Source organism: Spirosoma montaniterrae, assembly GCF_001988955.1.
GTDB lineage: Bacteria > Bacteroidota > Bacteroidia > Cytophagales > Spirosomataceae > Spirosoma > Spirosoma montaniterrae.
Window position 1 is genome coordinate 2,628,721 of the sequence record NZ_CP014263.1, and the last position, 16,436, is coordinate 2,645,156.

14 protein-coding genes are annotated in these 16,436 nt (G+C 54.1%); 10 read left to right on the forward strand and 4 right to left on the reverse strand.

Annotated elements, in window-relative coordinates; translation table 11 throughout:
- Positions 1 to 33 precede the first annotated feature (33 nt).
- Positions 34 to 588 (reverse strand): GNAT family N-acetyltransferase, encoded by a 555-nt coding sequence (locus AWR27_RS11460; protein ID WP_077131302.1) that lies wholly within the window; start codon positions 586 to 588, stop codon positions 34 to 36.
- A 104-nt stretch (positions 589 to 692) separates the two neighbouring features.
- Here AWR27_RS11460 and AWR27_RS11465 point away from each other — a divergent pair, with 104 nt between their 5' ends.
- Positions 693 to 1,265: a Maf family protein gene (locus tag AWR27_RS11465; protein ID WP_077131303.1), complete on the forward strand. Its 573-nt coding sequence runs from the start codon at positions 693 to 695 to the stop codon at positions 1,263 to 1,265.
- Positions 1,266 to 1,472: 207 nt separating this feature from the next.
- Here AWR27_RS11465 and AWR27_RS11470 read toward each other — a convergent pair whose 3' ends face one another.
- Complete coding sequence (locus AWR27_RS11470) at positions 1,473 to 1,952, reverse strand: hypothetical protein (RefSeq protein ID WP_077131304.1); 480 nt, start codon at positions 1,950 to 1,952, stop codon at positions 1,473 to 1,475.
- 163 nt (positions 1,953 to 2,115) lie between these two features.
- Between AWR27_RS11470 and AWR27_RS11475 the strand changes: the two genes are divergently transcribed.
- The 8 genes from AWR27_RS11475 (at position 2,116) to AWR27_RS11510 (ending at position 13,065) form a co-directional block, all read left to right on the forward strand.
- On the forward strand, positions 2,116 to 4,941 hold the full coding sequence (locus AWR27_RS11475) for an alpha-amylase family glycosyl hydrolase (RefSeq protein WP_077131305.1): 2,826 nt from the start codon (positions 2,116 to 2,118) through the stop codon (positions 4,939 to 4,941).
- 145 nt (positions 4,942 to 5,086) lie between these two features.
- Positions 5,087 to 6,595: an alpha-amylase family glycosyl hydrolase gene (locus AWR27_RS11480; RefSeq protein ID WP_077131306.1), complete on the forward strand. Its 1,509-nt coding sequence runs from the start codon at positions 5,087 to 5,089 to the stop codon at positions 6,593 to 6,595.
- 78 nt (positions 6,596 to 6,673) lie between these two features.
- Positions 6,674 to 7,612 carry an aspartate carbamoyltransferase catalytic subunit gene (locus AWR27_RS11485; RefSeq protein WP_077131307.1) on the forward strand — a complete coding sequence of 313 codons (939 nt, stop codon included), beginning with the start codon at positions 6,674 to 6,676 and terminating at the stop codon, positions 7,610 to 7,612.
- Between the two features lie 109 nt (positions 7,613 to 7,721).
- Positions 7,722 to 9,578 (forward strand): CocE/NonD family hydrolase, encoded by a 1,857-nt coding sequence (locus tag AWR27_RS11490; protein WP_157579321.1) that lies wholly within the window; start codon positions 7,722 to 7,724, stop codon positions 9,576 to 9,578.
- Positions 9,579 to 9,645: 67 nt separating this feature from the next.
- Positions 9,646 to 10,224 carry a Uma2 family endonuclease gene (locus AWR27_RS11495; RefSeq protein WP_083732818.1) on the forward strand — a complete coding sequence of 193 codons (579 nt, stop codon included), beginning with the start codon at positions 9,646 to 9,648 and terminating at the stop codon, positions 10,222 to 10,224.
- Positions 10,225 to 10,383: 159 nt separating this feature from the next.
- On the forward strand, positions 10,384 to 11,487 hold the full coding sequence (locus tag AWR27_RS11500; RefSeq protein ID WP_077131309.1) for a vWA domain-containing protein: 1,104 nt from the start codon (positions 10,384 to 10,386) through the stop codon (positions 11,485 to 11,487).
- Positions 11,488 to 11,569: 82 nt separating this feature from the next.
- Positions 11,570 to 12,376 (forward strand): serine hydrolase, encoded by an 807-nt coding sequence (locus tag AWR27_RS11505; protein WP_077133936.1) that lies wholly within the window; start codon positions 11,570 to 11,572, stop codon positions 12,374 to 12,376.
- Positions 12,373 to 13,065: a uracil-DNA glycosylase family protein gene (locus AWR27_RS11510; RefSeq protein ID WP_077131310.1), complete on the forward strand. Its 693-nt coding sequence runs from the start codon at positions 12,373 to 12,375 to the stop codon at positions 13,063 to 13,065. The genes AWR27_RS11505 and AWR27_RS11510 overlap by 4 nt, the downstream gene beginning before the upstream one ends.
- A 4-nt stretch (positions 13,066 to 13,069) precedes the next feature.
- Here the strand turns inward: AWR27_RS11510 and AWR27_RS11515 are convergent, their stop codons facing one another.
- Positions 13,070 to 13,594 (reverse strand): lipocalin family protein, encoded by a 525-nt coding sequence (locus tag AWR27_RS11515; protein WP_077133937.1) that lies wholly within the window; start codon positions 13,592 to 13,594, stop codon positions 13,070 to 13,072.
- Positions 13,595 to 13,763: 169 nt separating this feature from the next.
- On the opposite strand from AWR27_RS11515, the gene AWR27_RS11520 reads away from it, so the two are divergent.
- Entirely contained in the window at positions 13,764 to 15,110 is a 1,347-nt protein-coding gene (locus AWR27_RS11520; RefSeq protein WP_077131311.1) for an alpha-L-fucosidase, read from the forward strand.
- A gap of 1 nt (position 15,111) precedes the next feature.
- On the opposite strand, the gene AWR27_RS11525 is transcribed toward AWR27_RS11520, so the two are convergent.
- On the reverse strand, positions 15,112 to 16,428 hold the full coding sequence (locus tag AWR27_RS11525) for an aspartate aminotransferase family protein (protein ID WP_077131312.1): 1,317 nt from the start codon (positions 16,426 to 16,428) through the stop codon (positions 15,112 to 15,114).
- Positions 16,429 to 16,436 lie beyond the last annotated feature (8 nt).

The following is a 16,436-nucleotide window of genomic DNA, read 5'->3' on the forward strand; positions in this document are numbered from 1 at the left end:
GTACGTCGTTTGAAGACGAACTACTGCATTGGTTTAACTTTGGGGCATAAAGTACGTCGTCAAAGGTTTATAAAGCCAAAAATCACGCTGCCGTTCGGAGCCAAACTGAAAATAATGAAACCCGAATCGCTCAAAACCATATCGGTAATAAAAAGCCAATGCCCGTTCATTACGCTCCCACACGCCGAGCCACACAGCCGCGTAACCCTGTTGCCGCGCCCAGTCTAAACAGTGCTGCATCAGCAGGCGACCCTGCCCCTGCCCTATCTGACTCTGTAACAAATAAATACGCTGAATTTCTATTGACATACCTTTCCGGCGATACGGCGCGGGCATCCGGCGCGGTGGCGTTTGCCGACGCAGTTTAGCATATCCAACGAGTTTATTGTCAGTGGTTTCCAGTACAAAAAACGTAGCATTTGAATCAGTCAGTTCAGCGTCAATTTGAGGTAATGTAATGGCTGAACTGATGTATTCGTCAACTAACTCAGCAGGATTATAAGGCGGCCCAAAAGCCTCGCGCATAGTAATGGCCGCCAAACTGGTAAGCTGGGCGGCATCGGCGGGAGTAGCAAAACGGATATGCAAAGAGTATGAGTGATCAGTGATGAGTTGCGAATATAAAGCGAGATTTGCAAGGCTGTTATTAAAAAGCTATTTATCACTCATCGTTCATCCCTCATCTCTAATTCATGCTTTCTCTGCCTTTCCCCCTTATACTGGCGTCCGGGTCGCCCCGCCGAAAACAACTCATGACCGACGCCGGGTTTACGTTCACTATCGAAACGCGCCCGACCGATGAAACTTTTCCCGACACTATGCCCGCCGATGCTGTGGCTGAATACCTCGCCTGCCAGAAAGCCGATCAGTTTCGGCCCGATCTCGGCCAGCGGATTGTGCTTTGCGCCGATACCGTGGTGATTGTCGATGAGCAGATTCTGAACAAACCGCAGAACGAAGCCGACGCTCACCGAATGTTGCGGCTGCTGTCGGGCCGAACGCATCGGGTTCGCACGGGCGTTGCCATTCTGTCGCCCGGTGGCTTAACCTCGTTCACCGACGAAACGCTGGTGCAGTTCGCGCACCTGACCGACGACGAAATCAGCTACTACATCCGCCAATGCAAACCCTTCGACAAAGCCGGTTCATATGGCGCACAGGATTTTATCGGGCTGGTCGGCATCGAGCGGCTCGACGGTTCGTTTTACACCGTTATGGGCCTACCCACGCACCGGGTATATCAGGCATTGAAGGGTTTGTTGTAGAGACGCGACCCTTCGCGTCTCAGCACCCGGCAGGTATTGTAAGCGACCCTGTCCGGCAGGTATGGCAAGTGACCTCTTCGCGTCTCAGCGTCTGGTAGGCCCGTACTCAAATGGGTTTACAATAACCTGCCGGGTGCCGAGACGCGAAGGGGGTGCTTGCCATGCCTGCCGGGTGCCGAGACGCGAAGGGTCGCGTCTCTACGGGGGTCAATCCCCGCACGTTCCGGTGTTGCGGAAATTCTGGATGGTGATTTTGAATTCTTTGCCAGCAGCTTCACTTACCGTAATGGTGCGGTTGGTGGGCAATTCTTCACATTTATCGTTTTTTTCGACGTATTTCCACCCATCGGCGTTATCGCTCGCGCTGGCGTTGCGAACTACTTTGTATTCGAGATTGCCGGTCGTGGGCAGGGCCGACACGGGCACGTCGGCTACGTAGGCCCCGCTGCTGTTTTTCTTCAGTTCAAACGAACTGCTCTTTTTGGGGTCCCAACTGGCGGTGCTGAAGTTGCCCGCTAAACTTAGTTTGTCATCGGCTTTGACCGACGACGGCACCGTGGCCGTGATGCGCACGTTGGTTGTGGCAATGGCGTTGGGATCGGTGGCAGGCGTTGGATCACTCGAACTTTTGGTGCAGCCAACCAGCACGACGGCTGTCAGCGCAATCATAGAGAAGACCTGTTTCATTGATAATCAACTTTTTAACGTTACTGTAATTCCAAAAATACGAACAAAATCAGCTTTATTCAACGAAACGTTCAATTCTTTCTAACATATAAAATATTATTATGGAAAGTGATACATCTACGCACAAACCTGTTACTTTGTGGCTTAGCATTTTCAGTAACCAATGACACGTCGCTACATCCTTCTCTATTGTTTGCTGGGTTTCATGTCGGAGCTTCTGGCTCAGGCTGTTACAACCTTGCCCGCTTTTCCAACCGCCGACGCCGAGATCACGCTGGTCTTCGACGTCAAGCAAGCTAAAGACACGCGTGCTCAGGGACTGCTGGGCAAAACCAGCGACGTATTTCTCTGGTCGGGAGCGGGGTCTACCGCTACGGGCGATGCCTTCCAGTTTCAACCGGCGGGGCAAACCAACTTTAGCGCACCATTTGAGCCGGGCCGCATGACATCGCTTGGCAACGACCGCTGGCAGATTAAACTTGTGCCGCGCACGTACTTTGGCGTACCGGCCAACACGCCCATTCGGCGGCTGGGCGTGCTGCTCAAAAGTGGCGATGGCCGGGCGCAAACCGAAGACTTTTTTGTGACCATTTACGATGCCGGTCTGAACATAACCCGGCTGGCTCCGGCGCAGAAAAACCTATTCGTTGAACCTAATGCCACGTTGCCGGTTCGCTACCGGGTGTCGCAGCGGGCAACTCTCTCGCTTACTGTCGATGGGCAGGCCGTTAACCCAACCACCGAAAGTGATACCATCCGGGCCGACCTGCCCACGGGTAGTGAGCCGGGCGTTCGCAAAACGGTTATTTTACGAGCTACCACGTCATCGCTACCGATACAGTCGGTTGCTGACACGTTTTTCTTTACCGTTCGGCCCCAGCCAACCATTGCGCCATTACCTAATGGCGTGCGCGATGGCGTCAACTACGTGGGCGGCACCCGCAACGACGCCACGACAACACTGGTGCTCTATGCACCGAAGAAGAACTTTGTGTATGCAATTGGTGAGTTCAATAACTGGACACCCGGCCCGCAGTATTTGATGAACCGCACCCCCGACGGCGACCGCTACTGGCTGACACTGACGGGATTGCAACCGGGCCGCGAGGTGGCCTATCAGTACTGGGTCGATGGTAGCCTTGCCGTGGCCGACCCCTACGCCGAGAAAATTCTGGACCCCAACAACGACAAATTTATTCCGGCCACGACCTATCCAAACCTGAAACCGTATCCAGCGGGAGCCACGGGGATTGTGTCGGTATTCCAGCCAAACCAATCGTCTTACGTCTGGCAAAGCAATGTGCTGCCTGCCCGGCCCACCACGGGCGAGATTGTGTATGAACTGTTGGTACGCGATTTCTCAGCCGCCCGTACTTATCAGGCCGTTATCGACAGTTTGCCCTACCTGAAACGACTCGGCGTTACGACCATCGAACTGATGCCGATTATGGAGTTTGCAGGTAACGATTCGTGGGGCTACAACCCGATTTTTTTCTTTGCGCCCGACAAAGCTTACGGTACCAAAAACGACCTGAAGCGATTCATCGACGTCTGCCATCAGAACAATATCAAGGTTGTTCTCGACATGGTGCTGAACCAGGCCGACTTTGAGTTTCCCTACGTAAAACTTTACTGGGATGGCACAAAACCCACTGCCGACAGCCCGTTTTTCAACCCGCAGGCCACGCACCCGTTCAGCGTTTTTTTCGATTTCAACCACGAAAGCCCAGCCACGCAGGCATTTGTTGAACGCGTAAACCGCTACTGGCTGACCGAATACCGCTTCGATGGCTTCCGGTTCGACCTGTCTAAAGGCTTCACGCAGAAAAATACGGGTGGTGACGTATCGGCCTGGAGTGCCTACGACGCCAGCCGAATCGCTATCTGGAAACGAATTTATGGGCAGTTAACGGCTGTAAACCCCAACGGCCTGTACATACTCGAACACTTTGCCGAGAATCGCGAAGAGCAGGAATTAGCCGAATTAGGGTTCCTGATGTGGGGCAACGAGAACGGCGGTTTCCGTAATTCGATCAAAGGCTTTACGGCCAACATTGGCGGTATTTCGTACAAACAGCGGGGCTGGAGCAAGCCCAATTTGCTGGGCTATGCCGAGAGTCACGACGAAGAACGGTTGGTCTATGACGCCGTAACGAATGGCCGCACAGAAGGGTCGTACAACGTAAAATCGCTACCTACGGCTCTCGAACGGGCCAAACTGGCTGCGGCATTTTTACTGGCTGTACCCGGCCCCCGGCTCATCTGGCAGTTTGGCGAATTAGGCTACGATATTTCTATCAACCAGAACGGGCGCACGGGCGCGAAACCCATCAAGTGGGACTATTATCAGGATGCCAATCGGCTGAAACTGTTCAACGTATATAAAAACCTGATCGAGTTAAAGAAGACCGTTCCGGCATTCAGCACAGCCAATTTCACGGCGGATATGAGTGGTATTGTGAAGCAGCTAACGCTAACCGATGCCAGCAATACAATCTATTTGATTGGTAATTTCGACGCCGTTGCTCAATTGGTAGAAGCGGCTTTTCCTACGCCGGGGACGTGGTACGATTATTTTACCGGTCAGCCCGTTACGGTCGCGAATCCGAAAGCGCGGATTGTTCTGCAACCGGGCGAATTTCACCTGTTTTCGAGCCAGAAACTCCCCATCCCCGAAGCCAATTTAGTGCCGTGGACAGCCGCAATTACACTCGTTACGGCCAACGAGCCACACGCAGCGGGTCAACTGATCGTATCGCCGAATCCGGCTGATTCTGAACTTCATATCGACCTGCGAAGCGCGTACCGGGGCGCGGTTCTATTCAGCTTGCGCGACGGTAACGGGCGTAGCATCCGCAGCCTGCGCGTTCAGAAAAACACTGACCAACTCAGGCACACGCTCGATGTGGCCGAATTAGCTACAGGACTATACATTCTGCACGTACAGCAGGGCAACCAGCAAACCACAGCCAAAGTGCTGAAACGATAATGGAACACGGATTGTACCGGTACGCCGGAGCGGGATGTTACGGATTAACACAGATTCTGTGTAAAACCCACAGCAAAAAATCTGTGTTAATCCGTAACATCCGTATAATCTGTCCGGGCCGACGCTTCGGTTCCCCTTTAAATCCGTGTTCAATCCAGTATTACCCCTCGGCCACACTGGCGTTCATTATGAAATTTTTGTCCGCTCCTTTGCCGACTCCAACGGCGACGGTATCGGCGATCTCAACGGCGTCACCAATAATCTTGATTATTTACAGGATTTGGGCATTTCGGCCATTTGGCTCATGCCCATTAACCCCTCACCCAGCTACCACAAATACGACATCACCGACTACTACGGCATCGACCCCGAATACGGTACACTCGATGATTTTCGGCGGTTGGTGAACGAAGCCCACAAGCGCGGCATTGCGGTTTTGATGGATTTGGTACTGCACCACACCAGCATCGAACACCCGTGGTTCAAAGACGCCAGCCGGGGGCCGCAAAGCCAGTACTGGAACTACTACAAATGGCTCACACCCGCCGAAATCAAAGCCCGTAACCTCGCAACCCGCGACATTACGGCTGATTCCAGCGAACGCAATCCGTGGCATGAGGTGCCGGGCAGCACGTTCCCCGAACGCTACTACGGCATGTTCTGGAAAGGTATGCCCGACCTTAATTTCGACCACCCGCCCGTGCGCGATGCGTTCGTAGACGTCGCCAGATTCTGGCTGACCGATGTGGGCGTCGATGGGTTCCGGCTCGATGCGGCCCGGCACCTCTACCGCGAATCTGAAGAGCCCAAAAACCATCAGTTCTGGGAAGAATTCCGGCAACGCATCAAAGCATTCAAGCCCGACGTTCACCTGATTGGCGAAGTCTGGACCCGCCCGACAAAGGTGGCTCCGTATTACCGGGGGCTGCACGCTACGTTTAATTTCGACTTCGCGCTGTCGTTGTACGAGGTGATTCGGCGGGAAGACGATACCGAAGATTTGATTGAGTTGCTCGCCTTCGTGCAGGGAACTTATGGGCAGGTGAACCCCAACTTCGTGGATGCGCTGATTCTGTCGAACCACGATCAGGAACGTATCGGCAGCATTTTGAAAGGCAACACTGACAAGCTGAAAGTGGCCGCTAACCTGCTGCTAACGCTACCCGGCAATCCGTATCTGTACTACGGCGAGGAAATCGGAATGCTTGGCCGCAAACCCGACGAACACATCCGTGAGCCGTTTCTCTGGCACATCCGCGACAAAGACAAACAGCGCACCCGCTGGCAACGGGGCCGGTACAGCACCAGCCGCAGCATTCGTCCGCTGGCCTTACAACAGCAGGATAATGATTCGCTCTTCTGCCATTACAAACGCCTGATTCAGTTCCGCAACGGCCACCCCGTGCTGAACGATAACCTCAGCCGTATCGAACAAACGGGCATCCGGCAGCGGGGCATCCTATCGTTCATCCGGCAGTCGGCCAGTGGGCAGCGTGTGCTGGTGGTGCAGAACCTGACGGCGCAACCCATCACGGTTGTGTTCTCTCCCGACGAAAGCTGGTGTCGCTGTATCGTGTTCTCCACCGTCGAGGGGGCCGTTTACGAAGATGGTCAGGTGACAGTGCCGGGCTTTGCGGGTGTGGTGGTGGAGTAAATTTCGATAAGGGGCCGAATTAATTCGGCCCCTTATCGAAACGCCCTATCTTTGCCCAATCTTTCTGCGTTCGCACACATGGCCCAACCGACCCCTCGTACTGCCCTCAGTGTCCGCCATCTGGTGGGCATTAAAGACCTGACCGAGACCGATATTAACCTGATTCTCGACACGGCTACTCAGTTTAAAGAAGTCATCAACCGGCCCATCAAAAAAGTCCCGTCACTACGCGACGTGACCATTGCCAACGTTTTTTTCGAGAATTCGACCCGCACCCGGCTTTCGTTTGAACTGGCCGAAAAACGACTTTCTGCTGACGTGGTGAACTTCTCGGCGTCGGGATCATCGGTGAAAAAAGGCGAAACGCTGCTCGATACCGTCAATAACATTCTGGCAATGAAGGTCGATATGGTGGTGATGCGGCACAGCAGTCCCGGTGCACCCCACTACCTGACAAAGCATATCAAAGCCAACGTGGTCAACGCGGGCGACGGCACCCATGAACACCCCACGCAAGCCCTTTTGGACTCGTTCTCTATCCGCGAAAAACTCGGCGACATAGCGGGTAAACGCATCGCGATCATCGGCGACATTACCCACTCACGGGTGGCTTTGTCGAACATTTTCTGTCTGCAAAAACAGGGGGCCGAGGTGATGGTTTGCGGCCCTAAAACGCTGATACCGAAATACATCGAGAGCCTCGGTGTACGCGTGGGCCACAACGTCCGCGAAGCCCTCGCCTGGTGCGACGTTGCCAACGTATTGCGGATTCAGTTAGAGCGGCAGCAGATCAAGTATTTTCCGTCGCTGCGGGAGTATTCGCTGTATTTCGGTATCTCGAAGCAGATGCTCGACGAGTTGGACCGGCCCATTGTGCTGATGCACCCCGGCCCCATCAACCGGGGCGTTGAGCTAACCTCCGATGCCGCCGACTCGCCCCACAGCATCATTCTCGATCAGGTCGAAAACGGCGTAGCGGTCCGTATGGCCGTGTTGTATCTGCTGGCGCAGTTGTAGCGTAGCTTTCGCCCTCCTTTTGCTTTTCTGCGTAACGAATTCCCTAACACATTTCCGTTGTATGAAAAACCGTTACGCAGGCGCGTTCGCGCTGTTTTTACTGTTGGGTATGGCCCGTTTCGCCCACGCCCAAACCCCGCTCAATGCTGCCGAGGTGCTGCAACAGCTTGAGCAAATTGCCATTATCGAACAAAAAGTGATGATGCCGATGCGCGATGGCGTTCGGCTTGCAACCGATATTTACCGGCCTAAGACCGACGGGCGCGTACCGATTATCTTCTCCAAAACGCCTTACAACTTCAACAACTGGGGCGATGGTGAACAACGCGCCAACAACTACCAAACCGCGCTCGATGCCGTGAAACGGGGCTATGCCTACGTGGTGCAGAACGAACGCGGCAAATTCTTCTCCGAAGGCGAGTGGGACATTCTCGGCTCGCCAACCACCGACGGCTACGACGCGTTTTCGTGGATGGCGAAGCAACCCTGGAGCAACGGCAAAATCGGAACACTGGGCTGTTCGTCAACGGCTGAGTGGCAGATGGCCGTAGCCGCGCTCGACCATCCGGCCCATGCCGCGATGGTGGCGCAGGGTTTTGGCGCAGGCGTTGGGCGCGTGGGTGGGTTTATGGAACAGGGCAACTGGTATCGGGGCGGGGCGCAGCAGATGCTGTTCACAGCCTGGCTCTACGGTACGCAGGTCGATGCGATGGCTCGGCCTGTTTTCCCGAAAGCCGCTACGTCGGAAGACCTGGCGCGGGTGTCGCGCTTCTACGACCTCGCCCCCGAAATGCCCAAAGTCGATTGGGCGCAGGGCTTGCGGCATCTGCCCGTGCAGGACATTATCAAGAACGCGAACGGCCAACGTGGGGTGTACGACAAAATGATTGTCCGCAAGCCCAACGACCCCGACTGGTATAAAGGGGGGCTGTATCACGACAACATGCCGTTTGGTGTACCGAGTTTCTGGTTCGCGTCGTGGTACGACGTTTCGACCGGCCCCAACCTCGCGCTGTTCAATCACGTTCGGAAAAATGCGGTCGATGAAGCCACCCGCAACGCCCAGTACCTTGTGATTGCGCCCACGCTGCACTGTGCCTACAAACGCGCTACGGCCAACACCGTCGTGGGCGAACGTAGCGTGGGCGATGCGCGGCTGAACTACGACGACCTGACCTACGGCTGGTTCGACTATTTTCTGAAAGGCGAAACGGCTAAAGACCCCGCCAAAATGCCCCGCGTTCGGTACTATACGATGGGTAGCAACAAGTGGCAAACGTCGGAGACCTGGCCCCCCGCCAACGCACAGATGACCACGTATTACCTCAGTAGCGGAGGCCGCGCCAATAGTCTCTACGGCGACGGTAAATTACTCGCCACACCCCCCGCTGCCACCGAAAAACCCGACGCCTTTACCTATGACCCGGCCTTTCCGGTCCCGTCGTATGGCGGCAACGTTTGCTGTACGGGCAATGCCGTGCAGGGCGGAGCCTTCGATCAGCATCAGATGGAAACCCGGCAGGATATTTTAGTCTATACCACCGAGCCGTTTGCCGAGGGCGTTGAACTGTCGGGCAATATTGAAACTACGCTTTACGTAGCGTCCGACGCTAAAGACACCGACTTTACGGTGAAGTTGGTGGACGTCTATCCCGACGGACGGGCGTATAATTTGGATGAAACCATCCTCCGCGCCCGCTATCGCGAAGGGTTCGACAAAGCGGTGATGATGGAGAAAGGCAAGGTTTATAAGCTGACACTCAGCCCAATGGCGACGAGCAACTTCTTCGCGCCCGGCCACCGCATTCGCATCGAAGTGTCGAGCAGCAACTTCCCGCGTTTCGAGCGCAACCTCAACACGGGCGGCAACAACTACGACGAAACCAAAGGCATAGTGGCGCACAATCAGGTGTTTCACACGGCCAAATACCCGTCGCAGGTGCGGTTGCCGCTTGTCAGGAAGTAGTATTGTTTACTGGATAAAGAACCGTAAACCACCCAATTTTCGTTATATTTGAGAAAACGACAGTAAGATGGAACTGCAACTCCGCACGATGCATCCGCCCCGTCAGCGTTCGTTCGATGATGATTTTTTCTTTGACCTCTGCCAGGCCAACGAAGCCCTCAAACTCGAACGCGATGCTGAGGGAAACATCATTTTTATGCCACTTACCGGAACCGACACAGGAAATTACAACTTTGAAGTAGCAGGCGAACTCTGGAACTGGAATCGCCGAACCAAACTGGGCTATGCCTACGATTCGTCAACCGGGTTTAAACTGCCTAACTCAGCCGTGCGCTCACCCGACGTGGCGTGGGTGCAGAAAGAACGTATTGATAGTTTGTCAGACGAAGAACGCAGGGGATTTGCCTCTATTTGCCCCGATTTTGTGGTAGAAATACGGTCGGCGAGCGACGACCTGAATGTGCTGAAAGACAAAATGGAAGAATACCGCGACAATGGTGTTCGGCTGGGCTGGCTCATCGACCGGGCCGGGAAGCAGGTATTTATCTACCGCCAAAACGGTTCTATTGAAATCAAACAGGGCGAGACCGTCACGCTGTCGGGCGAAGACGTACTGCCTGAATTAACCTTAACCCTCTTGCTCTGAAACCGAACAAATCGCGAAACCACGCTGTTCTGCACTTGTAGAGACGCGACCCTTCGCGTCTCCTCAGGCGTCAGCAAAAACCACTCCTCAGGCGTCAGCAAAACCGTCCGGTGCAGGAGACGCGAAGGGTCGCGTCTCTACACAATACCCCGAACACTCATGAAAGGCTTCAAATTCTCCGATTATATTCCGCCTGAGCAGAAGGACGGCTCTAAATTCGATCAACTGCTCAATATTTTCCAGCAACTGCTGCTGCTGACTTCCGGCGACGTGGAGCAGGCGATGGCCTGGATGAGTCAGCTCGACCGGCAATATGGCCTGACCGACGATAAATACGGCATCGGTAACTTCTTCGACGACCTGAAAGAAAAAGGCTACATCACCGAAGAAAATCAGGAGGGCAAAATTGTGATGACGCCCAAAAGTGAACAGACCATTCGGCGGTCGGCACTCGAAGAAATCTTTGGCAAGCTGAAACGCTCAAAGTCGGGCGGGAACCACAACACGCCTTACACTGGCACTGGCGACGAACTGAGCAGCGACCTCCGCACCTACCAGTTTGGCGATACGCTCGAACAGATTTCGATGACCGAATCGATCCGTAACGCGCAGATCAACAGTGGCGTAGAAGAGTTCACGCTGATGGAGCGCGACCTCGAAGTGACCGAGAAAGAGCAGAAAACGCAGACCAGCACGGTGCTGATGATTGACATCAGCCACTCGATGATTCTGTATGGCGAAGACCGCATCACGCCCGCCAAGAAAGTGGCCCTCGCGCTGGTTGAACTTATAAAGCTGAAGTACCCGAAGGACACGCTCGACATTGTGGTGTTTGGCAACGATGCCTGGCAGATTCAGGCCAAAGATTTACCCTATCTGGAGGTCGGGCCGTATCACACCAACACCGTGGCCGGGCTGGAACTGGCAATGGATTTGCTGCGTCGGCGGAAGAATAAGAACAAGCAGATTTTTATGATTACCGACGGCAAGCCAACTTGTTTGAAAGAAGGCATTCGGTACTATAAAAACTCGTTTGGTCTTGACCGCAAGGTAGTTAGTAAAACGCTGACGCTGGCCGCACAAGCCCGACGGCTCGATATTCCGATTACCACGTTTATGATTGCCACTGACCCGTATCTGAAACAGTTTGTGCAGGAGTTTACGAAAGTAAACAACGGGCGGGCCTATTACAGCGGCTTGCAGGGTCTCGGCAATATGATGTTCGAGGACTTCCAGCGCAACCGCCGGAAGAATATTAAGTAATCTGTCAGCAGTGAACAGCAAGCCGCCAACCGCATTAACCAAAGTCAGAGCCACCGCTCTGGCTTTGTTTTTTCTCCTCATCATGCCCGCTATCCTTTTCGCTCAGCAAACTACTCTAAGCGGCTCCCTTACTACGCACCTGCGCCGGTTGCCGCCTTCGGCGCGGGTAAGCGTAGCCGTAGAGTCGCTGATGGATAGCAGCGTGGCGTTTGCGTACCGGGCTGATGAGCGCGTACCTTCGGCGAGCGTAATTAAGCTATCGATTCTGCTCGAAGCGATGGAACGTGTAAAAGCCGGAACGCTTGATCCCGACGAAATTCATATTCTGCTTGACTCCGAAAAAACAGGGGGCGATGGCGTCCTGAAAACGTATTCGCATCGCAGCCGCATTGCCTACCGCGACCTGCTCCGGCTGATGCTCATCAACAGCGACAATACGGCTACCAACATCTTTATCAACGAGTTGGGCATGGATGCTATCAACGCCCGAAGCCAGGCTGTGGGTCTGACGCAAACCCGCCTGAACCGCCTGATGATGGACACGCTGGCGGTGCAACAGGGCCGACAGAACTACGTCACGGCCCGGGAGATGAACGTGCTGCTGAAAAAAATATACCGGCACGAAGTAGCGACGCCCGCTCTGTGTGAACAGATGCTCGACATACTGAAACAGACCGAAGATACCGCCACTATTCCGCGCTTGTTGCCACCCGGCACCGTTGTGGCGCACAAAACCGGCATTCTCAACTATGTGCGGGGCGACGTGGGCATCGTGTATGCGAAAAACCCGTTTCTGCTATCGGTATTTGTGGAGGGCACCACTACGCCCGAAGCCGAAAAAATTATTGGCGAAGTCGCATCAACGTGCTATCACTTTTTTAGTAAATGACCTTCGCCGACCGCGCCATCCCGTATTACAACACACTTCGGGCACCTACAAACCTGCCGCCGGGCGTGGGCGTGATGAATCCGTATGAGCGGCCCGACGTGCAACGTATCATTACGGAATTTTACGGCAAATTTTACAGCGATAGCCGCCCGCGTGTATTTGTGCTGGGTATTAACCCCGGTCGGTTTGGAGCGGGTGTTACGGGTATTTCGTTTACGACGCCCCAGAACCTGCGTCGATACTGCGGCATCGCCAATACGCTTCCCGATACCCCTGAACTGTCGAGCCGGTTTATTTATCAGGTAGTCGAAGCGTTTGGCGGAGCGCGTGAATTTTATGGGCGTTTTTTTCTAACATCGATGTTTCCGCTGGCCCTGACCAAAGACGGCCGCAACGGCGGACCGCTCAATTACAATTTCTATGACGACCGCGCCACGACCGGCGCACTCTGGCCCGCCATCACCGAAACCGTTCGAACGCAAACCGGCTTCGGACACGACCGACGCGTGGCGGTTTGTTTAGGCCGCAAAAACGAAACTTATCTGCAACGCCTGAACGAGCAACAGCACTTTTTCGACCGAATCGTTACGCTCGATCATCCGCGCTACATCCTCCAATACAAAGCCAAAAGCGTGGCAACGTACCTCGATCAGTACATTGCCACGCTGCACGATTGTTTGGCTAACTGACAAACTATTGCTTCGTTAGTTGCAAGGTTGTGGTGTAGGTTTTTGTGCCTTCGCCATAATCTTCTGTTTCCGTTTGCGCCATCGTCATCGTGTTGCCGTTACGTGTTACATCATACACCTCCACACCGCTGCCGCTGCTGATTGTCAACTTATTACCGTCGAGTTTCCAGGTCGAGTTTGCATCAAAATCAGTCGGGTCCACTGTCGACACATCACATTTCTGCCCTGCTTTCGACGCCAGTTTACCACCACTGTTAAACGTGATGGTTGTGGTTGTCAGGCAAGTAACTACGTCGTTGCCAAGTCCATTAGGCAACCCCCGAAAAAAGGCAAGCAGGTCGGTAGTTCTCTGGCCTGTTTGGAAGAAATCGACGCCGGGGTTGATAGTCATGCCGGAGATCACATACGTGCCTTCAATTGTGTTGGGCGTTACTGAATCGCTGCCGCTTTTGCTACAACTGCCAAACCAGACGGGCAAGGCTACAACGAGCGTCCAGGCCAGCAGGCGGACGGCATTTTGTGTTTTCATATTGATTAAGTGTTCGTTTTTGGCTTCTGTCGTAAAAGTGAAACCAATCATAACATAGCTGGCAAATCCTTGATTAAACGGACGTTATCGTTCACGAACGGTTTTGATTACCTCCCGAAAGTAAATGAGCCTTTGCTTGTACTTTTGCCTGTAACAACCCTCCCCTGCTATGCGTCTGCTTTTAGCTACCCTATTACTGAGTCTATCGCTTACGGCTACGGCCCAAACCACCTATACACCCGCGCCCGAAAACCTCGCGGCCCGCAAAGCTTTCCAGGATGATAAGTTTGGGCTGTTTATTCACTGGGGCGTTTATAGCCTGCTCGGCGATGGCGAGTGGGTGATGAACAACCGGCAGATTCCAGTGAAAGACTACGAGAAACTACCCGCTTTTTTTAACCCCATCGACTTCAACGCCAAAGAATGGGTGTCGATGGCGAAAAATGCCGGGATGAAATACATTACCATTACCAGCAAACACCACGACGGTTTCGCTATCTACGACTCGAAAGTGTCTGATTATGACATTATGGATCGAACGCCGTACAAAAAAGACGTGCTGAAGCTGTTGGCCGACGAATGCCGGGCGCAGGGCATTAAACTGTTTTTTTACCACTCCCACCTCGACTGGCACCACCCCGATTATTTTCCACGCGGCAAAACCGGCAACCACACGGGTCGGCCCGAAAGCGGTAACTTCGACAACTACCTGAAATACATGGATACGCAGTTGACTGAACTGTTGACCAACTACGGCCCCATCGGAGGCATCTGGTTCGATGGCTGGTGGGATCAGGCCAAAGACGAACTGAACAAAAGCACCCGCGACACTAAAGTCGACTGGCAGCTACGACGCACCTACGACCTGATTCACAAACTGCAACCGGCCTGCCTGATTGGCAACAATCACCACGTGGCCCCGTTTGAAGGCGAAGATTTCCAGATGTTCGAGCGCGACCTGCCCGGCCAGAATACTTTCGGGTATAACACCGGCGAAATCAGTCAGTTGCCGCTCGAAACCTGTGAGACCATGAACGGTGCGTGGGGTTTCAATATCAAAGATACAAACTACAAAAGCGCAAAAGCCCTCGTACATTATTTAGTAAAAGCCGCTGGACACAACGCCAATTTTCTGCTGAACGTGGGGCCGATGCCCAATGGAAAGATACAGCCCGAATTTGTAAAAGCCCTGAGCGAAGTGGGCCAATGGACACAACAAAATGGCGAAACCATTTATGGCACACGCGGTGGACCGGTTTCGGCCCGCAACTGGGGTATTACAACCGCCAAAGACAACCGCGTGTTTGTACACATCCTCGACTGGAGCGACCGCCAACTGACGCTACCCGCCCTGCCCGGCAAAATTCGCTCAGCTAAATTATTTGCCGACAAATCACCCGTCAAAGTCATACAATCGACCGAGGGCGTTGTACTGACTATGTCCAATGCACCGAGTGCCAATACAATCGACACAATTATTGAGTTGGAGATGACATCAGAGACCGCCAAGAAGTGATTTATACCGCTGCAACTTCTTCGCTCACCGTCAGCCGAAGCAACTCCTCCCGCATAATCGTCAGCCCTTTTTGCAATAGGTCGTCTTCGATAACGAGCGGAGATAGCACCCGAATCACATTGCTATAGATTCCCGCGCTGATGAGAAACAGCCCGCGAGCCGCGCAGGCCGCTACGAGTTGCTGCGTTAAGACCGTGTCGGGTTGGTTGGGATCGCCGTTTTTGACGAGTTCGATGGCAACCATGGCTCCCAGCCCACGCACGTCGCCAATGGCGGAACAGTCGGTTTGAAGGTTGCGGAAGAACGAATAGACCATTTCGCCAACGCGCTCGCCCAACCGGTTGATGTCGATGTCCTCCATATAACGGATGGTTGCCAGCGATGCCGCACAGGCCACCGGATTGCCCGCATACGTACCGCCCAGAGTGCCCGGCCTTGCTTTGTCCATGACCTCGGCCTTGCCCATCACGCAGGCAATCGGAATGCCCGACCCCATCGATTTGGCCCAGGTCGAGATGTCGGGTACTATATCGTAATGCTCATAGGCAGCCCACCGGCCCGTTCGACCAAAACCGCTTTGCACCTCGTCGAGTATGAGTAAAATGCCGTATTCGTCGCAAAGTTGGCGCAAACCCTGAAGGTATCGTTTGGGCGTGACGTAGAAACCGCCTTCGCCCAGCACTGGCTCCAGAATCACTGCCGCTACGTTCTCCGGGGCCACCACGCTGCTCAGGTACTTACGGAAGTTGGCTAATTCCTGCTCTACAAACGCGTCGAAGTCCTGCCCATGCCCATTGTGATAATAGTCAGGAAACGGAATCCGGTAAACCTCCGGCGCAAACGGCCCACAGCCGAGTTTGTAGCTCACTTTCGAGGTCAGCGTCATGCCCATCGTGGTGCGTCCGTGGAACCCGCCCGTGTAACAGATAATCCCCTGCCGACCGGTTGCCTGCCGTGCAATCTTGATAGCGTTCTCGACCGCTTCGGCCCCGGTGCTGACCATCATCACCTTCGTAGCCTCGCCGTGCGGAAGAATGTCGACCAGTTTTTCGGCCAGCAGCACAAAGGGTTCGTGGGTGAGCAGGTTGAAGAAGGTATGCATCAGTTTCCCAGCCTGTTCACGAATGGCCTCCACCACCGGTTCGGGGCAATGGCCGGCATTGAGTACGCCAATGCCGCCCGAAAAGTCGATGTATTCGCGACCGTCGTGGCTAACGAACGTAGCCCCGTGCGCGTAAGCGGCATCGAGCGTCTGACTCATGACCATCGCCTTTGGCACCACCGCGTTCCGTCGCTGTAAAAGTTCCTGTGAGTTCATGGTATATA